The organism is Bradyrhizobium sp. ISRA464 (assembly GCF_029910095.1).
Lineage (GTDB): Bacteria > Pseudomonadota > Alphaproteobacteria > Rhizobiales > Xanthobacteraceae > Bradyrhizobium.
Window position 1 is genome coordinate 7,638,085 of sequence record NZ_CP094526.1, and the last position, 20,901, is coordinate 7,658,985.

Sequence of the window (20,901 nt, forward strand, 5' to 3'; positions counted from 1 at the left end):
GTGTTGTCGCTCCTACGGCGGGCGGTCCTGGGCGCACTTGTCGCGGCGATTGCGGGCAGCGTTTGGGCGGCGGCGCCTCAATCGCATCATCTGACGGTCGAACTCGTACCTGAAACGAATTCGCCCGCGCCAGGTTCGACGATGACGCTGGCCATCTCGATGACGCCCGAAAAGGGCTGGCACGGCTATTGGAAGCTACCGGGCGACGCGGGCTTTCCGACGACGCTAAACTGGGATTTGCCGCGAGAGGCAACGGCCGGTGAGCCGGCGTACCCGGTGCCGACTACACTGGTGATCTCTGGCATGATGAATCATGTCTTCGCCAGATCCTATGCGCTTCTGGTCCCCGTGCACGTTCCGTGCGGATTGGCCGCCGGGACTTCCTTCCCGGTAAATCTCAAGACACAATATCTCGTTTGCACGTCGACAATATGCGTTCCGGAATCGGCTGAAGCTCATCTGAATCTCACGATTGGCGACGGTGCGATCGATAGAGCCCGATCGAAGCAGTTCGATGGTTGGCGCCAGGTGCTACCCCGCCCGATCGGTTCTCCAACACGCTACGAGCGCAATGGAAAGGAAATTCGGTTCGCGTTTCCGCTACCGCGGGCGGTACAGGTCAACGATCCGCACCTGTTCGTCGGTACCGAAGACGCCGTCACGAGCAGCGCGCCGCAGACCTTCACGCGCGAAGGAGACAGGCTGGTCGTCTCTACCGCGACGGGAGCAAAGGATGTTGACACTATCGACGGCGTCCTCGCGCTCGGAGATGGGACAGGCCTGAGTTTCTCAGCGACGGCCGGGACCGTTCCCCCTGTTAAATGAGGCGCCGGCCTTTCGGTCCTTTTCATGGTGACGGTTCTCATAGAAACGATCGCCGGCCGCCTCACCCTCAATGTGAGGCCATATGTATTCCCGATCCTCGGCTTGAAGGTGCTGAGCTTCTTCCGAGCCGGCCAGGACGAAAAGGAGGTTCGACACGAGGCTATCGCGTGCACGGCCGGCGCGATTTTGGGCGGTGTCATTCTGGTGCTTCGCTCCTTCGGAAGTCAGATTGGCTGGGCCTCCCAGTTTCAGGACCCCGCCTATCGCGTTCATGTTGGTTCTACTGACAGGAACTATTGCTTTCAACTTAGCGGGCCTGTTCGAGCTCGGAACGATATCGGCTGGGTCGGCGCTTGCGGCAAAAGGTGGCAAGGTCGGCGCGTTGTGGATCGGGGTCTTGGCGCCGTTCGTCGCTACGCCCTGCACCGGTCCGTTCATGGGGCGCAGTGGGAGCTGCGCTAGTGCTCCCGGCACCGATCGCAATGCTCATATTCGCGGGGATCGGTCTGGGTTGGGGCGCTTCCGTTTCTGGTGCTTGGATATATTCCTTCGCTCCGTAGGCATCTCCCGCCGCCGAGCACCTGGTCGGACCGCTGCGTAAGGCTCACGCCGTTCCCATGTTCGCGACGGCATTGGGGTTGGCTTGGGTTCTGGTCCGCCAGGCAGACGCTGACGCCGTGATCCTGGCGTTCGGCGGCTTGTCGGTCCTCTGTCGGACCGGCCTGTTCCAACGCGCGCTCAAAACATGGGCATAGTGGCCGGCGTTGGTCGCCTCGGCGCGCGCCTTGGGAGTTATGGTGCTGTTGCCGCGTACAGGGCTCTGCAACGAAGTCGAAACTGCCAAAGGCTTTGTCCCATTCAACGCCGCCGAGCTTGACGAGTTACACGCAGCCGGCACGCCGGTATTTCCTTATTTTACTACGGCTTGGTGCCTGACATGCAAGGTCAACGAGCGGCTCGATTTCGATCAGCCTAATACACGCAAGGCGTTTGCTGAGGCTGGAGTGATCACGATGGTCGGAAATTGGACGAATGGCGATCCGGCGATAATGTGGTTCCGGCTTCGCTGGGGCGGGTCCGGCGCGGCTTTCGATCTCTGGTATCGATCGCGTCGCGACGGAGGCACGAGTCCTTTCAACAGTACCCCCTCTTTACGGAAAGCGTTACGGACAACGCAGGAACACTGAGAAGTCCTATCATCATTGATCGCGTTCGATTCACGCGCGGGCGATAACCTTCAACCGCGCGCCTTCCCAGCGGCGCCCGCAGCGTGATTTGCGCGACGAGCGCTGTCTTTTCCTCAAGTTCGAGAATTAACCTAATCTTCGCCTTTAGCTACGTCTCGCTTATGCCAATGTCCAAGCAGGAAGATGAGCAATCCGGCCAGCAGCATCGGGACCCCGGCGACGTAGAGAATGTGCTGAGCGTTGAGGTGATACGCGAGCAAGGCTCCGATCAACAGCGGGCCGCCGATACCGCCAAATCTACCCATCCCAAGAGCCCAGCCAACGCCCGTGGATCTGATCGAGGTCGGATAATAAATCGCCGCCAGCGCGATCACGCTCTTCTGTCCGCCGCTGACGCAAAAGCCGGCGCAGAATGCAGTCGCCACCATCATCCAGCTCGATTTGTCGATCGAATAGCCGAACAAGGCAACAAAGAGGACGCCAGACAGATAAACCGTCGCCAGAGAGCTATAGGGGCCAATGCGATCCATCGCCGGTCCGACCGCAAACGCGGCGACGATACCGCCGACAGTGGTCATGCTAGTGGCGAGTGCGACTGTGTCGAGAGAATGGCCGGCATTCGTCAGCATCGACGGTAGCCAACTTTGCAGCGCGTAGAATTCGGCTAGATTGAGCATGAATACAACCCAGATCACCAGCGTTCCTGCGGCGCGCCCGGATGAGAACAGACTTCTGACCGCACTGCGCCGTTCAGCCGCCGCCGTGACGAACCGCGTCGGTCCTTGCACGGGCAATGCGCCGTCCACGCGACGCACCACACGCCAGACCGCATCCGGTTGCGCCTTTGTGCGGATCAAGAAATCCATCGACTCCGGCAAGAACAGCAGCGCCAGGATCGCGACGACCATGGGCGCGGCCGCACCGATCCACAGCATCGATCGCCAGCCATACTCGGGGGTAACCCAAGCTGCGACCGCGCCGGCCGCGACGAAGCCCAGCGAGAAGCCAGCATAGATCACCAAGACGAATGTCGCGCGCAGCCTCGCCGGACTGAATTCGGTGGTCAACGCGATGGCGCTAGGCACCACTGACCCGAGCGCAATGCCGGTCAAAAAGCGCAACGCAATCAATCCGGTGACGTTCGTTGCGAAAATTGTCGCAAACGTCAGCAAGGCGAAAGCAAACGTGGAGATGATGACGAGCTTGCGATGGCCGAAGCGATCCGAAAACGGCGAAACGAGCAGATAGCCCACCATCAGTCCAGTCAGCGCCGACGAAAAGATCGGTCCAAGAAGCTGCTTGGTGAGTCCCCACTCTTTTGCGATTGAAGGCACCATGTAGCTGATGGCTTGCGTATCGAACCCGTCGAGGAACATGACGAGACCGCACAGCAGCACGATGCCGTATTGCGTGATCCCGGTACGGCGGGAATTTATGAAGGATGGGACATCAAAAGCAACCTCGGTACTCATTTCCTCACCTTTGCTGGCCAGACTATCTCCGGCCCGATTTGTTTTTTGACTTGATGACAGCGCGGCGATCGTGTCGTGCCGCAGGCGCGAAGACGTGCAGAAATGGTCAGCCTGCGGATTGCAAGAGTTGCGGCTGGTTTGTGTCGGAAGATCCACTTGGCACGAACGCATCGGCGTAGAAGCGGTCCCTGCGCACACCACCACGCGCCTGGAATTCATTGCGCGCGGCCTCGATCATCATAGGATTGCCGCAGGCATAGACATGCCGGTCCGACAGATCGGGAAGATCCTCGAGCACGGCAGCGTGCACCAGACCACGACGCCCCCTCCAATTCGCGTCGGGCTCGGACAGCACTGGAATGAACGTGAACCACGGATAGCGCTTTTCCCATTTCTCGCAGGTCTCCGCGAGATAAAGATCGGCCCTGCTGCGCCCGCCCCAGTAGAAGCGCACCTCGCGATTGAGCCTCCGTCGGATCATATCATCGAGGATCGATTTCAACGGCGCGAAGCCGGTGCCGGTTGCGACGAACACGTAACGCGCTTGATCGTCTTCCCGCAGATGAAAATCGCCGAACGGCACCTCCACTTCGAGCTTGTCGTCGAGCCGCAAGGACGCCAGCACCTTTTCGGAGAACGCGCCGCCGGGCACGTGTCGAATGTGCAACTGCACACCGTCACTCTCCTGCGGCGCATTGGCCATTGAAAAGCTGCGCTCGTCGCCATCGGGCGTGCGAATGCGGAGATACTGCCCGGCCTTGAACTTGGCGCGAATGCTGGCCGGGAAGCGCAATTGCAGGATGGCCACATCATCTGCCGGGCGCGACATGCGAAAGACCCGCGCCTGAATTTTCTTCCGCGCCAACGGATCGTGGCGTTGGATCCGGCGCGGTCGGATGGTGAGATCGCTCTTGGCGGTGGCCGTGCAGAACAGGACCTTGCCAGCCGGGCCTGTCATTTCCTTCGAGCGCTGCTTGACGTCGCCCTTGCTTAAAAAGCCTTCGCAGGACGCGCAGACGCCCTTCCGGCAGGAGTAAGGCATCGTGTAGCCCGCGCGCTCCGCCGCGGCGAGGATAGTCTCGTCGTCATTGCAGGTGAAGCTGATGTCGGCGTCCTCAATTCCGATTGTGTGCGTCATGCCGTTTCCTTGAATTGGTTGGCACCTGCCACGAGCTGAATGCAGCGCAGGACGGGCGTCGGATCGGCGATGCCTTTGCCCGCAATGTCGAAGGCACTGCCGTGGCCGACGCTTGAAAACATCAGACCGGCGCCGATCGACATCGCGGCCGAATTCCGGCCCGCCAACAACTTGATCGGGATGTGTCCCTGATCGTGATACATCGCCACGAATGCATCGAAGCCTTGATGACCAAGCATCAGGTCAGCTCCCATCGGCCCCTCGATATCGACGCCTTCCGCCTTCAGCCGTTCGATCAGCGGCTTGACGATACGGTCGTCATCATCGCCAAAAAGACCGCCTTCGCCCGCGTGGGGGTTGATGCCGAAAACACCAAGCCGCGGATGCGGAATGCCGAGATTTCGCAGGGCGTCGATCGTTGTGCGAATGGCGCGCTCGATCAGCGTTGGCGTTATCCGATTGAGGGCGTCGAAAAGCCGCTCGTGCAAGGTCACATGAACGATGCGCAAGCCGGCGCCCACCAGCATGAGGAACACCTCATCCTTCGAAACCTTCTTTAGCCGCGCCAACAGGCTCGGATAACCGGAAAACTTGATGCCGGCGGAGTTCACGTTGGTCTCGGAATGCGGGCACGCCACGATGCTGTGGGCGCGCCCTCGCGTCGCGAGGTCGAGCGCGGCCCCGACATAGGCTACGGTCGCACGGCCAGCCTCCGCGCTCCCCTGCCCCGGCTGGAAGGATTTGGCGTCCAGAGCCGCAACGGGATGATAAAGCAGCGCCTGTTTGTCGGTGGACGGCCCACCTTGCATCAGCGGCCGGCCGGGCGCGAATTTGTCCGCGTAGAAGCGGATAACGTGCTCATCGCCAACCAGAATCGGACGCGATTCCGACTGCGCCTCTGCGCACAGCATTGCAGCCTTGACGGCGATTTCAGGGCCGATGCCATTGGGGTCACCGATGGTCAGCGCGACGATTTTCGGCGTCATAACGGCAGCGCCAACAGCGTGTCGATCCGCGAACTGTCACACACGACCGTGCGCTCGTGCAGTTGCGCTTTACCATTCACGATCTCATAGAGATCGAAATAGCGGCCGGTGGCATAGATCGACGTGTCTCCATCCTGCAGGATGCGCGCTACCATGAACGGTGTTTCGCTACGCACTTTTGCTCCGTCTTCCGACAGGATCGATGGCAGTCCAAGGATGTGGCGATAGCTCTGCCGCTCGTAAATATTGGCTTCGCGTAGAGCCGAGACGCGATCGTTCAGCATACCGCGCGAGTTGGCGAACACGATGCCGGCCTCTAGCCCGTCACGATAGTTCGACGCGGTGGTGATCTTGTACAGGCACGGACCGTGAAACAGACTCGGCCAATCCTCAAGACGATCATCGTCGATGCAGCGCGCGTAATCGGCCTGCGCCTTGGTGATGTATTGCAGAGAGTTACCACTCATGGTGCAGTCCTCAGATTCCCATGTTGGCGCGATACGCCTTCCAGAGGCCGCGCACCGACGCCTCGGTCACCCGGCTCTCGCTGCTCTTGGCATCGGCGCCCCCCATCTCGAGGACCGCGTGATCGTCGCTTGCGCCGGCAATGCCACGCTGCACGAAGCCGCCGACACAGCCGTCTTCCATCGAGATGTACCCGGCAGGGCCGACCAGGTTGCCCTGCTTGATGCGCGTCAGGCGCTGCTCGGGTGTGTCATCGGTGAAGCCGAGATAGGTCCAGTTCAGATCGGTCCTGTCGACCGCGCGCGGCACTATCTGGCGCACCGCGATCGCGTTCTGGATCTGCTGCAGCACGAAGGTCGGAAACACCGACAGGATCTGCAGCGTGCAGCCGTCGTGATACTCGTCGAAGCTTTCCAGTAAGCTCGGATCGGCGAGCTTGTACTCGCTCTCGGAGCGCAGTTGCTGCTTGGCGTAGTCAACATCCTTGTCTGCCTCACGATCGACCGCCGAATAGCTGACGTGATGTCCGCCACTCTCATCAACCATGATGCCGCCCTTCATCGACAGCCGGTTCAATTCGAAGGTCGTGAAGAAGAGATGCAGAATGCTGGCGTGATAAGAGTCCTTGACGTTCTCCATGTAGAGCTTCCAGTTGTTCGGGAGCACTTGAGTGAACCGCCCGAGCACCACCGGGGTGCGGCCGCCGAGCACCCGCTCGATGCGGTTCATGATCTCCTCGCCGAGATATTCCTCGATCGATGGCACGTCTTCGGAGAATGAGCCGAAGATCAGACCGTGAATGATCGCGATGCGCAGCTTGCGCGGACCGTGCTGCTCCATCTTGAACGAGTCGGGCATGCCGCCCTTGCCCTTGATGCCGTCCTTGAAAGCGACGCCTGTCAGGTTGCCCTGCGGGTCGTAATTCCAGGCGTGATACACGCAACTGAAATCCTTGCGATGCTTGCCGCGATTTTCCAGGCAGATCAGCGCGCCGCGATGGGCGCAGCGGTTTTCGAACGCGTAGATTTCATTGTCGGTGTCACGGGTGACGATCACCGGCGTGTCGCCGATGTGTGTCGTGAGGAAATCGCCGGGCTCCGTCAACTCAACTTCCAGCGCGAGATAATGCCAATTCGGGCCCTGGAAGATCCGGCGTTGCTCCTCCGCGTAAACCGATTGATTCTGAAACACCCAATACGGAACGCGGGTGAACCCCTCCGGCCAGTTGACTGGATTCGCTGGCTCCGGCGGCAAAACGATCTTGTTCATCGGCGCTCCTCACGCTTGACATCATATTCGACTTGTTCGAATATCGAACAAATAGCTGCATTTCGAACACCTTGAGCTGCTCTAAACGGGCTGTCAAGGCGGACCCGGCCATGGCGATCGCGGAAGCCAAAGAGAAGCGGGAAGGAATGGCGGGGCTCGCAAAAGGCCTCGCGATCATCGAGGCGTTCTCGGTTCACCCGGTGATGAGTGTCGCCGACGCTGCACGTGCGTCAGGCGCCACACGCGCCGCAGCACGCAGATGCCTCCTCACTCTGGTCGAGTTGAATTACCTGGAGCTATCAGGACGAGACTTCCGTCCCCTGCCTCGTCTGCGCCGACTAGGCGGCATGATGTCCGAGCGCGATAAACTCGTGCAAATCGCCCAGCCGCTTCTGGAGCGCGCGCGCGACGAAATCGCGGAATCGGTTTCGCTGGCGGTGCTTGACGACGATCAAGCACTCTTCATCGCGCGCGCGCAAGCCGAGCACTACGTCCAGACCGGCGTTCGCGTCGGAGCCTATCTGCCGCTCTATTGCTCGGCGACGGGCCGCATTCTACTCGGCCGCCACACCGATGATGACATCACACGACGGCTGAGCCGGCATCCGCTGAGCGCGCGCTCGCCGCGGACACTGACCACCATCCCGGACATTCTGTCCGCGATCCGAACCGCCGCGAAGAACGGCTATGCCATCAGCGACGAGGAACTGGCGCCGGGAATCAGATCGATGGCCGTCCCGGTGTTTGTCGCCAACGGCGACGTCGTGGCCGCCGTTAGCGTGAGTGCGGCCTCGGCTCGCGTTAAAGTCAGCGATCTGCGCAAACGCCTGCTGCCTGTGTTGCTCAACTGCGCAAACCAGATCTCACAGCCGTTGAAAGAGCTGCGCTGAAGCGCTGCTCCGCCATTCGTACAGCGACGGCGTGGTGCACCTCACCACCGCGGCGATGCGCTAGTCGGCCCAAAGCCAGAGGCCGTTAGGTGCACCTAGCCGGCGCCCGGAATCAATCATCCGGCGCGGTTGCGCGCGGCCGGCACCCCGGCCTGCGCGGACGCACGGTCGCGAACGCCGCGCCTGCGGTCCCCGCCCCTAGGGGAACGTCAGGCCGAAAGCGGCCGGATCGGGCTGCTCGCCTTTTCTGGGAACCATAAATCGCTCCAGCCCACCCGGCACGAAGCTGAGCAACAGGGTCGCCTGGTCGCCGACCACTTCGATCGTATGCGGCACTCCGCGGGGAAGAGCCGCATAGGCGCCCGGCCCCACTTCGACGCGGGCATCGCCGACCCGCGCGATTAGTTGCCCCTGCACCACGTAGAGCAGTTCGTCCTCGCGAGAGTGGGTGTGCAGCGGCGGCTCCTCCCCGGCCCGCACCGTCCACAGGACAGCGCTATATTCGCCTCCGGTCTGGCTGCTCTCCACTTTCATCTCGACGCTCGAGCCTCCGCTTGAGGTCATCGTCTCGCCGCTGCGGGGCGGCGTGAGAACCGGCTGCTTCACTGACATCTGTAGCCTCCTGATTGTGGACCCTTGTTCCTGATTGTGGACCCTTGTTCGGGTCTCGGAGTGGCGGCGAAAGGTTGCCGCTCACGCTTGTCAGCATGTGATTGCACGCGGCGAACTGGAAATGACGTCACGCCATGAAGTCGATAGCCGCGTGTTATGATGGCCGTAGGCGCGTAAACATCTCTTTGCGGTCGCCGACGGTTCCGCTCGGGCGAATGCTCGCAGACGGAAGCGCCGCACTCCCTCCGCAGCCTGCCGAGCGTCGCTCAGCCATTCCGATAACGGTCGGCTATGGACTCCATGGCAAGAGGTGATTTTCCTTTAGACCATCATAGACTCAATCTTCGAGCTGTCGTGGCCCGCCCTCGTGTTCGGGCCGAAGTCGGCGTTCCGTTTAACAATCGCAAGCAAGGAGTCCGACATGCAGATCGAAGAGACACCCCACGTTTCCTTCCCCCGCGTGGTCGAGAGCCCTCCGCAGGAGGATGTCGTCGTGCTCGCGGACAGCGCCGGCGTCGCGCTTGGAGTACAGCGGGCATTCGGCGGGAGGGTGCGGAGCGTCCGCGACGACTGCAGCGGCCTCATCGCGTCCAGGTGCGTGGAGATTCCGCTCGTCGGGCGCGGCGGTGAGATCTCCGGGGTCCTGTGCCGGACCGCCCCACGGTCCGGCACGCGCGGCGTGTTCTCCTCCCGCCGGCCGGAGGCGGCGGTGGCGATCGGGGACGTAGGGCAGTTCCTGGTCCACGACATCAACAACCTTCTCGCCGTGATCGGCAGCGGGCTGCGGCTGCTCGAGTGCCAGAACGACGCCGCATACCGAAAAGCCATCGTCAGCAAGATGCAGCACGCGATCACGCAAGCGGCGTTGCTGAGCCGTCAGTTCCTCGACGCTGCGCGACCACGCGTCGAGTCGATCGGCGGGTCGGTCGCGGGCAGCCACCTTGCAGCGCTGGCGGGCACGCTGGACCAGGCGCTGCGTCCCGACATCACGGTCCGCACCGATATCGCCCCTGATGTATGGGACTTCGACGCGGACCCGGAGGAGCTGTACTTCGCGCTGCTGAACCTCTGCCGAAACGCGGCCGATGCCATGCCGAACGGCGGCACGATCACCGTCGCAGCGCGGAACGTCGCGCCGTCCGCGGGCGCGGTGCGGGCGTTCGTTGAGATCGTCGTCGCCGACGACGGGGAGGGCATGACGGAGGAGGTCCTCTCGCAAGCGTTCACCCCTTACTTCACGACAAAGGCCGCTGGCAGCGGCACAGGCCTCGGGCTTGCCCATGTCCGGCGATTCGCCGAAGGCCGAGGCGGCGCGATCGGGATGGAGAGCGAGCGAGGTGCCGGCACCCTTGTGCGTCTCTTCCTCCCGCGCGTGCACGCAGCTGGGCTCCCCAGCAGTATCGGCACGGAGATCGCGTACACGCCGTCCGCCAACGGCGGAGTATTCCACGTCGTCGCCCCAGCGACAGCTGCGCCGAAGTCGTAGCCGGCGCGACGACCTGGAGACCGGCTCAGCGATGGAGCTCATGATCCCGCCCGGTCGCCTCGACCGTCCGATCGACCACGAGACGGACCACGTCGCCCCCGCCGATGCCGAGATCACGGGCCGAACAGGAGGTCCTTCGATGATTCTACCTACTGGTGCGACAGTAGCGGTCGCTGACCGCGAGACGATCCGCCTGTTCCACAATACAGGCGTGAAACCTGGGGTGCACCTGGTCGAGATCATGGCGCTCCGCCTGCGCCGGCCCACTCAGGCCCGCGTGCACGGCATCACACCGGCTCTGCCAACCCCGATGGCAGGCGGCTTGGCAGGACGATTTCGCGGCAGCGACGGCCGCGTTTCTGAACAAGCTCAGTTTGGACGGGACCATTGAACGCTTGGTCGTTGTCTCCGACCACAGGACCCTGGAGGAGATGCGCAAGCACTTCCACCGCGATCTGAGAGGCAAAATCGTTGGCGAGTTCGCGAAGGACTTTAGCCGGCGTTCGCTCGAGGACATCGCCTCACTGATCGCGGACGCCTGACGCGCCTCCGGAAACGGCTGCCTGCGGAAGCCTGCCCAGTGATAACCCGGCGCGAATAGCGCCTGCGACCGACAACTGAAGACAGCCCCCCTTTAGAGCGTTCGGGAAGAACCGACCGTTAGAGACGCGTGGCCTCTCGCGGGGCTTGGGCGTGTCCGCTGACAAGAAAGCGGCAATCGGTAAAGCGAACAAGCCGATCGTTGTAACAATAGCTTGCAGCCCTGGTTCGATTCCAGATTTTTCAGGAGAGTTTGGGCGGCGCATTTGAAAACATTAGTAAAAGTTCGCGGAAGCGCCCGCTGCAGCGGATCGTTTTGCTGGTATTTTTGCTGGTATCTAGGGGGCAAACGTTGACGGCGAATTTCGCGATTCCCGAACGAGGGAATTGAGTAGATGGCCCGCAAGAACGCTGGCGCGATGGCGGTCAATTCCTCCAGGCGATCACTCTTGATCCAAAAATGCGCCCGTTGCCCGCAAAGCCGGAAGGAGTTCTTCATCGGCATAAGTGCAGCCGGTAGCCTCGATGGCACGCTGGCGCTCCTTGCCGCTCTCGCCGGGGGAATGACCGTCGCCCGCTTTTAGGCGCGCGAGCATCGGCTCGTAACCGGGCTTCCAGGCTTGGACAGAAGGAAAGATTGTCCGGAGCGAGGCGAGGATTGCCATGCCGGCATAGTCGAGGTCACCCCAGAAATAGGCCGGAATATCCACGGCTGAAAACAGCATGCCCTCGAACGCGACTACTGCCGTGGGCGAACTCGCGCGAGAATAATAGGCGCTGCATCCGTTGGCTCGGCGCAAGCGCCCCGCCGTGCCTCGGAACCCACTCGAAAAGATCAGCGCCATGTCGCTGAGATTGCCGCCGGCCTTCAACCGTTCAAAAGCGACAAGGTTCTCGATGAACAAAAAGGCGTTCGGCCCGGTGGACACATGAACGTTGAGAACGATCGGCTGCTCGGCAAAGGGGCACTCATCATTATCGAGGAGGGCTGCCACAACATCGGCACGACCGTCGAGGATCTTTGAAAGCCCCCAAAAAACACGCGAAGAGACCTCGCGCAGCAGAAGTGGCTCGCGCGCCAGCTCCCGGATCGAGAGGAAACGGCTTAGCACCTCATCGATTGAGCGCGTGCTGATCTCGATCGGCGCGGCAAGAAGCTTGGCAAGCGACGTTGCGGAAATTGGCAGGTTTTGCTGCGTAAGCCGAATGCGCCATTGGGATGCGTATGACGTTGCTTTGCGCGGTCTGCTTAATTTCTCCCGCATGAGCTCTTCGACGGCGTCCGGCCAATCGAAGTCGAGATAAGGTTCGCGCTCCTCCCGCGCGCCGTGCCGGCGATGCTTACGGTATCCAATGGTCGTCCAACCGGCGGCAACCGCGCCATCAATCGATGCCCAGGCGACGGCGCGCGCCGAAAGCGAGTCCGCCGCATGGATCTCTGGGGCCGTCCCTGCATCAAGGTTGATGCGGATAGAATGCGTGCGCTCGGCCTGCGGCTGGGCGTCAAGGCGGTCCAGAACCCGCGTCAGGACGCGCCGGACAAGAGGTTCGTTCAGCGCCGCCTCGGGCGCCATGATCGCGGTTGCCCCGGGTGTCATGCGGAGCCGGACTGGACGGTCCGCACCGGATCGGCAGCAACGACATGGAGCGGAGATTCATCCTTCTCGAAGGCCGCCTCGGCTTTGACCGAGACGTTCTCGCGATGCGTCTCGTAGAGCGCACGAACGCGGCTCTTGTCCAGATCGATGACATTGACGTCGGAACAATCACCGGAAACCGTTTGATAGCGTGAGAAGTTGATCCGTGTATCGAACTCATCGAGGACCGCGGCCATTGACCGTGTCGGCGCCGCGCAAACGATCTGCAAGCCAAGCTCCTTCAGGAAGCCGATGACCCGGCGGGTGCGCGCTTCGTCCATGGTGGAGAAAACCTCGTCCATGAAGATCGAACGGAAATGAGCTTTCTTTTGCTGCGAGAAGATCTTGAAGGCCGACGCCATGACGGCGACCCGGATGACATAGACAGGTGTTTCAGTCTCGCCGCCCGAACCCGTACCCCAACGCGAAAGTTCGACGCGATCCTCGCCGCGTCGCCGCTCAAAATCATAGGAGCGGTAGTTGCGGTAATCCGCAATGCGCCGGAGTTCGTCTACCGCCTGCTCGGTGTCGCGCTCGTCAAGGAGAAGCGCGCGAATTCGTTGCAGCGTGTCGCGCTCGGTCGCATTTAATTCGGTGGCGTTGAAAAGGTCGAGTTCGCCCTTGTGTACTTCCGCAAGGCCTCGGATCTTTCGGAACAGTTCAATGTAATCGCCATATTCCGGCTTCAAGGCCGTGATGAGGAAGTAGCTGTCGCCGCCAAAATTGATCCGGCTCAAATTGGTGTTGAGCGCAAGAATCGTATCATCCCGTCCTTCGACGTTACTGAGGACGGTCGAACAAAAATCAGTGGTGAACGATGATGTAAAACTGCGCTCCGCAATGTCACAGTCGCGATTGCGTTCAGGCAAACCTGTGTCTCTTTGTGCGCGCATTTGCTCGCGAATCTGCCGCCACGTGTCTTCCATCCAGAACATGACCGTATCGGCTGCAAAGCTCGGATGATAGGCAAACGGCTGGATGTTCAATTGCTGATAGTCGAGCGCATCCTGTTTGTAGGCGTTTAACTTAAGGATCGTCTCATTGGTCCAGTTCGTGGCATGCGTGGCTTGGTCGTTTCGCCGGTTATTATAGGTATCGACCGACCACGGGTCCTTGAATTCCTTCTCAAAGCGCTTCTCCCATTCCTCGCGGTCAATAAACGCGTGCGCCATCAACGCCTGGTACAGGGCTGTCTCGGCTTCGGCTTTTGGTTCCACCTCAGCAAGCTGCTGGCGAAGTTCCGCGAGCTGGTTGTCGAGACCATTCACGATCGTCTGCACGCCGCCCTGGTGAATTCCCAGTTTGAAGACGTCAGATCGTAATTCCTTAACGTCCTTTTCGATGTCCTGGGCTTGCTTGATCAGGCTTGCGATAGTCGAAAGGTCGAGGCCGGCGAGTTCTTCCGACGCCATACGGCGAAGCGCCGCCGCTTCGTCGAAAAGGCGCGGATCATGGGCTTGCAAAAGAACCGCTGACGGACCGGGGATCTCGATGGCCTTTGACAGCAAGGTCTTGCGCACCGTGAGGGCATCGATCTCCTTCTCTAGCTGCTCACCCCGGCGAAGCAGCGTATCGCGCTGCTTGCGCCGGATTTCGGCTCCAAAGACGAGATCTTCCTCGGGGCTGAGCCGTTGCTGATAGCGATAGCCCTGGGTCGACCAGCCGTCCTGCATGATGCCGCTGCGGGTCCTTCGCAACGTCTCTGTATCCTGGACCATAAGGGTCCGACCGTACCGTGCATTGAGGTAGCCGTCCGCCTCGGAGTCGCCCGACACCGAGAGGACATGCACGATCGAGGTCGCATCCACGCGCGGGTGGTCCTCAATTGCCAATGACAGCTGAGGCACGGAGATGTTGCCGCGGCGGCCCGGATTGTCGCGGCGAAAAGCCTTCGCGAGCGCGACGACCTGGGTCTCGTAGCTTCGGTCGTAAAGGATCGTGTAGCGGTCCCAGCCCAGGTACCCTTCGATGGCGGGTTGCCATTCCGGTTTGGTGACCTCGACGACGTCGCAAAGCACACGCGGTTTGCACTGAGGAAGTTGGGCGCGGAGCAAGGGAAGGAAATATTCTACCGGCTCCGGATACTCTATTTGCCCGATTTTCAGTTTTTCGGCGCGCCGCAGGATACTCCTCGCCTCATCGGCCTTGGCATCATAGTCGCCTTCGGCCGCGCGAAACGAGCGATTGAACGCGTTACGCAGGCCGTTTTCGCCATTGACGGCTTGGGCCCACGTCTCGGTGAGGGCCCTTCGCATCGCCGTGCATTGCTGAAGCATGACGGCGAGCGGTTCCTCACCGATGCCGTCGCGGACGGCTTCGATCGCCGCCTGAAGCGCGGGAAGCGAGACGGACGACAGTGCGGCGCGCAGTCGGCTGAGCAAGGGTGCGCAGTTAGTTAGATCCTCGACTGCCCCAATGACGCCTTCCATGTAGGTAACATCGGCTTCTGCGGTCTTGAAGGCTTGCTCGGTACTCTGGACGCGGGTAAGGATCGATGCCATCTCGCGATCTTGCTCGGCGATCAGCCGCTCAAGGTTCGTCTTGGTGGCGTAAACGTCCTCCTTGGCGATACGCGCCTGAATGTCGCCGTGCCTGCCTTCGAGTGTTTGGATTTCCTTGTTCTTAGCAAGGATGGAATCTTCGGTTTGGCGAAGATCGTCGGCCTTTATCCGGCGCTCATCGAGTTTCGTATCGGTCTGGGCCTGAATGTCCCGGACGCGACGAACCTCGATCAAGGCGCGCGCCATCCGTTCCTGCATGAACGCGGTAAAGGCGCTACGCAAATCGACCTCGGCTTTTTCAAGCCGCTCGATGTTCGTTTCCATCCGCGCCGCTTCCTCCTTCAGCCGGTTGACCTCGCGGATCGTTTCCATGAGGCGCTGGATCAGCGCATCGTTGTCAACAAGATCAAGGATTTCTTCGCGTATGAGCCCGTCGATGTCGTTCGGCTGACGATAGGCAATCGCACTCACAAAGGCCTTGATCGCGGCATCGGCCTCCTCGCGGGATACAGGCGTCGTATCGCCCTTCAGAAAGGCGTACAACATCGCAAGATACTCGCCGCCCGTCTTGAAATCGCGCACCGCCGATGTGCCGTATTTCGCACGCAAGGCCACGACAAGGTCGTGGCCGGGCATGACAGTGCCGCCTGGACTCATCAGGTCGCCGTGCCCGACGATGTGCCCGCGGACGAGAATACGAACCAATTCGCCGCTCAGCGACGGCGTCTTTTCTACGTCGCGGTCGAGGCTCGCTTCGCCTCCGATAATGGCCGTAAACGGTGTGCCGAAGGGACCGTCACCCGCATCCTGAATCCAGCCGACGCAAACATACCCGTGCGCGCCGTTCGGCCGAAGAAACCGGCCCATGCCGTTACTGCCGGTGATGTAGGATGCGATCGTGCGCTTGCTTTTCTTTGCCGAGGGCGTGCTTTGCGTCTGCGCGGTATTGAACTTCGATTTGCGGCTGTCGCCGCCTGCCATGACCGCGACGATGGCATCGATCAGGGAGGTTTTTCCTGACCCTGTCTCTCCGGCAAGCAGGGTGTGCCCGCCGAACACATAATCCATGTTCGGCAGTCCGCCCCAGTGTAGAGTCGTCGCTTGAGCAATACGCATGAATTACCGGCTGTCTCGGATCAGGTGCGGCCCGCCTGGCCGCGGTCCGTCCGTTCAAGGGTTATGATCTGTGCGGAGGGCGCCTCAACCGGCACCTCCGCCGCGCTGTGGTCAGGCTCTTTGGTGGGATCTTCGGAACAGGCCTCGAACGCAGCTTGCGCGGCTCGCACGTTCTGCTCCAATACCAGGGTCAGAATTTCGGGGCGGATTACGATGACCGCATCTTCGTCGCCGAGCGCCTCAATCCGCATATCGAGAGCCCCGTGCTTCTTGAGCTTCATGAACAAGGCGCGTTGATCGGTCCTTGTTGGCGGAAGACCTATGCCGAGGGTCGTGTTCATGAAGAGCGCAAGTTCAGTCAGTTTGATGCTGATACGGCCCGATACATCAATCTTCTTTTCCAGAAGCTGCTCGTCGTAGAGCATGCGTAATGCGATCAACACCGCGGCGAGCGATTGCGCGACAGACTGCTTGACTTCGCGCCGCATCTCGAGGTCATCGTCGGGTTCTACCAAGCCGATGTCGCGATGATGAGACGGAACCACCCGAAAATGCGGCGGTCGGAGAGTGTTGATAAGAACGACGGGAAACGCAAAGCCAAGATATTCAGATAGTTCAGCCTCGCAGCGCGCGGCGATATCGTACAGCCTGGTCGAATCTCCTCCATCGGCGCGGCTGAGAAACCCCTTGCTCAGAAGCACGCTGCAAACAGCACGGAAATCGTCCGGGCGGACGCCCTTCGTTTTCAGACGCGTTTCAATGTCCTTCATCTTACGTCCTCTGGCTGAACTGGTAGTCGTTCGCCTCGAAAACGCCGTTCGTGCGGCGCTCGTTGCGGCGCGTAACGTCAATGCGGGCGGTGTCCCGTTCCGAGCGGATAGATTCTACGGCGCAGAGTGCGAGAAGAAGGGATCGAGCATCATCGACGGGCAAATCGAGCAAATCAACCGCGCCGCTCTGCCTCACCAGCTTCTCAAGATGGTCGACGACATCCTTCGATGAAACCGCGAATGCCTCTTCCAGGGCGTTGCGGATGGCGGATCGCAACCGTTCCTCCCGCGTTGGATTGGTCGTATGCACATCAACGGGCGTTTCGCGGCGTCCCGGCCGCTCCGAAAGGAAGATCTTGCCGGGATCCAGAACGTCGGCCCGTAATGTGAGGACACTTCGGAGAATCTCGCGTGTCAGCTTCTGCCGTTCATCGTCTGGCACGCTGCGGAACAGGGTCGCGATTTCGAGAAACGAATTGCGCCCGACCGACTGCAATCGGATGATGCGCATGATCAGATTGGTGAAGCGGCTCGTAAATTGACCGACAGCCTGCGTCAGTTCCTCGTGTTTGGTGCGCCGCGTCGAACGAACGATGTCGCGGATACGCTCGACGATAAAGACGTGCGGCGGTGCTCCATGCGCATCTTCCTCGATCCCTGGATTGTCAACGGCGATCTTCTTGTCGATTTTCTTGAGGTCATCCGGATGCATCGACTCGATCTCGTGAGTGAGCCGGATGATCTCCGTGGCATGATTGTGAATGTTGTCGCTGGTCAGGTATCGTTCGCCGCGGCGCTGAAAGTCGTCGACACCCTGAAAATAGTCCTCGATCGCTTCCTTCGATCCAGCATAGCTTCGCGTCAAGAGTTGCCGCTGATGCTCGTGGAACAGATCGGCGACCTGGCAAACGTCCTCAAAGATTGACGTCGAATACTCGTAGGCGTCGACGAGATACTCGTGGTTTTTGTCCCGCAGAAATGAATCCAAAGCCGTGCGGCAGGCCCGTATGCTGCGTTGGCGTCCGCTCGATGTTCGTCTCCGCGTCTCGGCGAACATCTTGGCGATCCGCTTGCCCTCGATCGTGAAACGCCAAAGCACGGTAAGGTGCGTCGCGTCGGAAAAAGACTCGATTACGCCGTAGTGCGTCAGCCGGGAGATGAGCTTGCGGGCGTAGTCCCGATCATCCATCGATTGATCGAGTTCTTGATCTTCGTCAGCGCCGGGCTGGCGCGCCTCGGCGATGTGGACGATCAGATCCCTGTTCTGTGCGATCGTCGTTGCGATGATGTCGGTCAGACGTTCGCGATTGACAACGAGATCGTAGTCAGCTGATGCGCCCAGCACGCGGTCGTAAAGGTCGACCGTTACCTCAAAAGCAATGCCCCGATGCCGGCCGGTGAAGGGCCGAAAGATGTCTTGCTGGACACGGGAAAAGAAGCGATCGGTTGCCATAGCACGCCAAAGTAGATCAGGGCGGCAATCTGCCATATTTAGAACGTTTGGAGAACATGAACTTTTTATTTATAGAGGTATTATGATGTGGCCGCCGTCACTCGCGTATGGCGTTCTTCGTAAGCAACTAGGTCTCACTTCAGCCGCCTGTCCCTGAGCCGCCGGCGCAAGGCGGCGGCCCCAATGCCGAAGCGAATTTGCATGGTCAGAAACGCTCGAATGACACCCATGCTTCGACGACCGATCCCGATGCCAGGCTCTACCGCAAGGGCAAAGGCAAGGAGACCAAGCTGTGCTTCATCGGGCACGGGCTGATGGAGAACATGACGCCACATGTTGCGCAGAACGCCCGGCGAGGCGGTTATGCAATCATCCTCAAGGCCGAGCCAAGTCTGCCCATTCCGGTTCAGATCAAAGAGCCTGCAGGCAAGCGGTGTCTGCGGACATGACCGGATCTAGCGTCACCATCTCAGCTTCGTAAGAAATTTGATGCATATTTCTTACATAGCTCTTGATTTTGTAAGATTTTTGATGCAAATTTCTTACAAGGAACCGAGAAATGGCCAGTACAGCCACCCAAATCTACGACCGGATGAGCCACGACGCCCAGCCGAGCAAAGTGTGGACCGCGCGCGATTTCGCGGACACGGGCTCCCGGTCGGCGGTGGACGTCGCCCTCCATCGTCTCCGGAGCGACAAAAAAATCAGGCGCATCGACCAAGGTCTCTACGACCTTCCGCGCACCAATCGGCTGACAAACAAGATTTCCCCGCCCGACTACCAATCGGTGATTCAGGCGGTGGCGAGACGGGACGGCGCCAAGGTGCTGGTCGACGGCATAACCGCCGCCAACAACTTAGGCCTCACCAACGCAGTGCCGGCGAAGGTAGTCGTGTGGACGGACGCACGCGTAAAGCCGATACGTCTCGACAAGATGGTCATCGACTTCAAGAAGGTCGCGTCCAGCCGGCTGGTGTGGGCCGACCGCCCGGCGGCTCAGTTGGTGCAGGCTCTGATCTGGCTGCGTGACGTTCTGCCCTCGGGCGACGACAAAATAGCGAAGCGCCTCACGTCGATCCTGAACGACGGCGACGACGGGCAACGGATGCGCAGGGATCTGCAAGACCACTTGGGCGATCTGCCCGACTGGCTCGTTCCGCTGGTGAAGGATATCCTGAAATCCGACGCGACGCCGCCGGATCCGCCGTCGCCGGCTAGCGCTCCCTGAGAGGCGACCATGAGCGACCTGCCGCAGATCATCCGAGCGAGCGCCGACGATCGTCGGGGATTATTCCAGACGACCGGACAGCGTCTTTCGTGCGCTCCAGAGAACGTTGAAAAGGACTTCTGGGTCTGCTGGACCCTCGATGCGCTCTACAACAGGGCAGGCATAAAGGAGCGTCTGCTCTTCAAGGGAGGCACTTCGCTCTCCAAGGCATTCGACCTGATCCAGCGGTTCTCGGAAGACATCGACATCACCGTATTCCGTGACGACCTGCCGGGCGATCCTTTTCCGTCCGACGACGAACTCCGCGCGATGGGATCGAACCAGCGCAGACGCAAGCTTGACGAGATCAAGGATCGCTGCAGCGGCTATATCAACGGCCAATTTCAGGCCGTGCTGACGAAGTACGCCGCCACCGAGCTCGAAGGAATGAAGTTCAAGATCGAGCCCGATCCGGACGACCCCGACGCCCAGTCCCTGCTCTTCCACTATCCTAGCGCGTTCACGGATTCCGACGAGGCTTATGTCCGCCGCGTCGTGAAGATCGAGTCCGGAGCGAAGTCTGCGCTCGACCCGCATGAGACCAAGACGCTCGTTCCGTACTCCGCGCCCGACACCGACGGGCTGGATCTCGCCGTGCCGAACGTGCTGACGATCAAGCCGGAGAGGACATTCTGGGACAAGATCATTATCCTGCACGGACAGCGCCACTGGTTTCAGAACAGGGGCGAGCTCTACAAGGACGGACAGCGGCTGTCGCGGCACTACTACGACGTATTCCGCCTCCTCGCCTCCGAACATGGCGACGTCGCGCTCGCGGATCTGAAGCTTGCCGAAAGCTGCGCGAAGCATGCCCGCCTCTACTTTGACCGCAAACCTCTCGATCTAGACCAGGCTAGCCCCGGTACGTTCGGCATCGTACCGGCCGACGGCATGCTAGAACCGCTGAAGGCGGACTACGAAAAGATGGCCGGCATGATCTTCGGCGATGTCCCGTCGTTCGATGACATCATCGGCAAGATCAAAACGGCCGAAGCGACACTGAACGCCGTATGACCGTCGTCCCCGCCATCCGTTCACCGCCTGCGAACGCGCTCCCCCGACGGCCTGGCCGACGGCGCATCGCGGCGGGCGTTAGTCGAGCCCTCGCCAACCGTTGCGGGCGACTCATTCCGATTGCTATGTCCGGCGCGGGCTCGCCACCTTCGACCTGTCGCCGGGTCAAACGGCTTCGATCTTCCCGACCATCCCCCATCCATCCGGACCGCGCGGCACTTGGCGTAATCGACAAACCGTGTCCGAACCGAGGATCGCAGATCAAGTCGACCG

Annotated in this window: 18 protein-coding genes and 2 pseudogenes; 9 read left to right on the top strand and 11 right to left on the bottom strand. The window is 60.6% G+C overall.

Annotated features, from left to right (window positions below):
• The 3 genes from MTX19_RS35335 to MTX19_RS35345 all read left to right on the top strand — a co-directional run bounded on the left by MTX19_RS35335 (window position 1) and on the right by MTX19_RS35345 (window position 2,012).
• The gene (locus MTX19_RS35335) at window positions 1-825 is read left to right on the top strand and encodes a protein-disulfide reductase DsbD domain-containing protein (RefSeq protein ID WP_280981329.1); all 825 of its coding nucleotides are present in this window, start codon (window positions 1-3) and stop codon (window positions 823-825) included.
• A gap of 24 nt (window positions 826-849) precedes the next feature.
• A complete protein-coding gene (locus tag MTX19_RS35340; protein WP_280981330.1) occupies window positions 850-1,287 on the top strand; it encodes a hypothetical protein in 438 nt (145 codons plus the stop codon).
• 332 nt (window positions 1,288-1,619) lie between these two features.
• Entirely contained in the window at window positions 1,620-2,012 is a 393-nt protein-coding gene (locus MTX19_RS35345) for a thioredoxin family protein (RefSeq protein WP_280984986.1), read from the top strand.
• Between the two features lie 131 nt (window positions 2,013-2,143).
• Here MTX19_RS35345 and MTX19_RS35350 read toward each other — a convergent pair whose 3' ends face one another.
• From MTX19_RS35350 to MTX19_RS35375, 6 genes and pseudogenes are all read right to left on the bottom strand, one after another.
• Window positions 2,144-3,640 carry an MFS transporter gene (locus tag MTX19_RS35350; RefSeq protein WP_280985705.1) on the bottom strand — a complete coding sequence of 499 codons (1,497 nt, stop codon included), beginning with the start codon at window positions 3,638-3,640 and terminating at the stop codon, window positions 2,144-2,146.
• Window positions 3,591-4,349 carry an NAD(P)H-flavin reductase gene (locus MTX19_RS35355; RefSeq protein ID WP_280984987.1) on the bottom strand — a complete coding sequence of 253 codons (759 nt, stop codon included), beginning with the start codon at window positions 4,347-4,349 and terminating at the stop codon, window positions 3,591-3,593. The genes MTX19_RS35350 and MTX19_RS35355 overlap by 50 nt, the downstream gene beginning before the upstream one ends.
• A 60-nt stretch (window positions 4,350-4,409) precedes the next feature.
• Window positions 4,410-4,622, bottom strand: a pseudogene (locus MTX19_RS35360) (2Fe-2S iron-sulfur cluster-binding protein); the annotation flags it as partial.
• Entirely contained in the window at window positions 4,619-5,608 is a 990-nt protein-coding gene (locus tag MTX19_RS35365) for a 4-hydroxythreonine-4-phosphate dehydrogenase PdxA (protein WP_280981333.1), read from the bottom strand. The pseudogene MTX19_RS35360 and the gene MTX19_RS35365, both read right to left, overlap by 4 nt.
• Window positions 5,605-6,075 carry an aromatic-ring-hydroxylating dioxygenase subunit beta gene (locus tag MTX19_RS35370; protein ID WP_280981334.1) on the bottom strand — a complete coding sequence of 157 codons (471 nt, stop codon included), beginning with the start codon at window positions 6,073-6,075 and terminating at the stop codon, window positions 5,605-5,607. The genes MTX19_RS35365 and MTX19_RS35370 overlap by 4 nt, the downstream gene beginning before the upstream one ends.
• Before the next feature lie 10 nt (window positions 6,076-6,085).
• Window positions 6,086-7,342: an aromatic ring-hydroxylating dioxygenase subunit alpha gene (locus tag MTX19_RS35375; RefSeq protein ID WP_280981335.1), complete on the bottom strand. Its 1,257-nt coding sequence runs from the start codon at window positions 7,340-7,342 to the stop codon at window positions 6,086-6,088.
• Window positions 7,343-7,452: 110 nt separating this feature from the next.
• Here MTX19_RS35375 and MTX19_RS35380 point away from each other — a divergent pair, with 110 nt between their 5' ends.
• The gene (locus MTX19_RS35380; RefSeq protein ID WP_280981336.1) at window positions 7,453-8,232 is read left to right on the top strand and encodes an IclR family transcriptional regulator C-terminal domain-containing protein; all 780 of its coding nucleotides are present in this window, start codon (window positions 7,453-7,455) and stop codon (window positions 8,230-8,232) included.
• Between the two features lie 198 nt (window positions 8,233-8,430).
• On the opposite strand, the gene MTX19_RS35385 is transcribed toward MTX19_RS35380, so the two are convergent.
• Entirely contained in the window at window positions 8,431-8,844 is a 414-nt protein-coding gene (locus MTX19_RS35385; protein ID WP_280981337.1) for a cupin domain-containing protein, read from the bottom strand.
• A 421-nt stretch (window positions 8,845-9,265) separates the two neighbouring features.
• On the opposite strand from MTX19_RS35385, the gene MTX19_RS35390 reads away from it, so the two are divergent.
• Window positions 9,266-10,330: an ATP-binding protein gene (locus tag MTX19_RS35390; RefSeq protein ID WP_280981338.1), complete on the top strand. Its 1,065-nt coding sequence runs from the start codon at window positions 9,266-9,268 to the stop codon at window positions 10,328-10,330.
• A gap of 218 nt (window positions 10,331-10,548) precedes the next feature.
• Entirely contained in the window at window positions 10,549-10,872 is a 324-nt protein-coding gene (locus MTX19_RS35395; protein ID WP_280984988.1) for a host attachment protein, read from the top strand.
• A 441-nt stretch (window positions 10,873-11,313) separates the two neighbouring features.
• On the opposite strand, the gene MTX19_RS35400 is transcribed toward MTX19_RS35395, so the two are convergent.
• From MTX19_RS35400 to MTX19_RS35415, 4 genes are read right to left on the bottom strand one after another with little or no spacing between them, the layout of a single operon-like run.
• Window positions 11,314-12,444, bottom strand: coding sequence for a Wadjet anti-phage system protein JetD domain-containing protein (locus MTX19_RS35400; protein ID WP_280985706.1), 1,131 nt, complete (start codon window positions 12,442-12,444; stop codon window positions 11,314-11,316).
• A gap of 20 nt (window positions 12,445-12,464) precedes the next feature.
• The gene (locus MTX19_RS35405; protein WP_280981341.1) at window positions 12,465-16,124 is read right to left on the bottom strand and encodes an SbcC/MukB-like Walker B domain-containing protein; all 3,660 of its coding nucleotides are present in this window, start codon (window positions 16,122-16,124) and stop codon (window positions 12,465-12,467) included.
• 20 nt (window positions 16,125-16,144) lie between these two features.
• Complete coding sequence (locus MTX19_RS35410; RefSeq protein WP_280981342.1) at window positions 16,145-16,894, bottom strand: DUF4194 domain-containing protein; 750 nt, start codon at window positions 16,892-16,894, stop codon at window positions 16,145-16,147.
• A gap of 1 nt (window position 16,895) precedes the next feature.
• On the bottom strand, window positions 16,896-18,347 hold the full coding sequence (locus MTX19_RS35415) for a Wadjet anti-phage system protein JetA family protein (RefSeq protein ID WP_280981343.1): 1,452 nt from the start codon (window positions 18,345-18,347) through the stop codon (window positions 16,896-16,898).
• A 170-nt stretch (window positions 18,348-18,517) separates the two neighbouring features.
• Between MTX19_RS35415 and MTX19_RS35420 the strand changes: the two are divergent.
• From MTX19_RS35420 to MTX19_RS35430, 3 genes and pseudogenes are all read left to right on the top strand, one after another.
• A pseudogene (locus MTX19_RS35420) lies at window positions 18,518-18,670 on the top strand (IS5/IS1182 family transposase); the annotation flags it as partial.
• Between the two features lie 236 nt (window positions 18,671-18,906).
• Window positions 18,907-19,575 carry a DUF6088 family protein gene (locus MTX19_RS35425; RefSeq protein WP_280981344.1) on the top strand — a complete coding sequence of 223 codons (669 nt, stop codon included), beginning with the start codon at window positions 18,907-18,909 and terminating at the stop codon, window positions 19,573-19,575.
• 9 nt (window positions 19,576-19,584) lie between these two features.
• Window positions 19,585-20,628: a nucleotidyl transferase AbiEii/AbiGii toxin family protein gene (locus tag MTX19_RS35430; RefSeq protein ID WP_280985707.1), complete on the top strand. Its 1,044-nt coding sequence runs from the start codon at window positions 19,585-19,587 to the stop codon at window positions 20,626-20,628.
• Window positions 20,629-20,901 lie beyond the last annotated feature (273 nt).

What these genes read in the sequence shown, in the direction of transcription:
- MTX19_RS35340 (WP_280981330.1), top strand. Translation starts at nt 850, where the DNA reads ATGGTGACGGTTCTCATAGAAACGATCGCCGGCCGCCTCACCCTCAAT.
- MTX19_RS35345 (WP_280984986.1), top strand. Translation starts at nt 1,620, where the DNA reads ATGGTGCTGTTGCCGCGTACAGGGCTCTGCAACGAAGTCGAAACTGCC.
- MTX19_RS35365 (WP_280981333.1), bottom strand. Translation starts at nt 5,608, where the DNA reads ATGACGCCGAAAATCGTCGCGCTGACCATCGGTGACCCCAATGGCATC.
- MTX19_RS35370 (WP_280981334.1), bottom strand. Translation starts at nt 6,075, where the DNA reads ATGAGTGGTAACTCTCTGCAATACATCACCAAGGCGCAGGCCGATTAC.
- MTX19_RS35375 (WP_280981335.1), bottom strand. Translation starts at nt 7,342, where the DNA reads ATGAACAAGATCGTTTTGCCGCCGGAGCCAGCGAATCCAGTCAACTGG.
- MTX19_RS35380 (WP_280981336.1), top strand. Translation starts at nt 7,453, where the DNA reads ATGGCGATCGCGGAAGCCAAAGAGAAGCGGGAAGGAATGGCGGGGCTC.
- MTX19_RS35385 (WP_280981337.1), bottom strand. Translation starts at nt 8,844, where the DNA reads ATGTCAGTGAAGCAGCCGGTTCTCACGCCGCCCCGCAGCGGCGAGACG.
- MTX19_RS35390 (WP_280981338.1), top strand. Translation starts at nt 9,266, where the DNA reads ATGCAGATCGAAGAGACACCCCACGTTTCCTTCCCCCGCGTGGTCGAG.
- MTX19_RS35400 (WP_280985706.1), bottom strand. Translation starts at nt 12,444, where the DNA reads ATGGCGCCCGAGGCGGCGCTGAACGAACCTCTTGTCCGGCGCGTCCTG.
- MTX19_RS35405 (WP_280981341.1), bottom strand. Translation starts at nt 16,124, where the DNA reads ATGCGTATTGCTCAAGCGACGACTCTACACTGGGGCGGACTGCCGAAC.
- MTX19_RS35410 (WP_280981342.1), bottom strand. Translation starts at nt 16,894, where the DNA reads ATGAAGGACATTGAAACGCGTCTGAAAACGAAGGGCGTCCGCCCGGAC.
- MTX19_RS35415 (WP_280981343.1), bottom strand. Translation starts at nt 18,347, where the DNA reads ATGGCAACCGATCGCTTCTTTTCCCGTGTCCAGCAAGACATCTTTCGG.
- MTX19_RS35425 (WP_280981344.1), top strand. Translation starts at nt 18,907, where the DNA reads ATGGCCAGTACAGCCACCCAAATCTACGACCGGATGAGCCACGACGCC.
- MTX19_RS35430 (WP_280985707.1), top strand. Translation starts at nt 19,585, where the DNA reads ATGAGCGACCTGCCGCAGATCATCCGAGCGAGCGCCGACGATCGTCGG.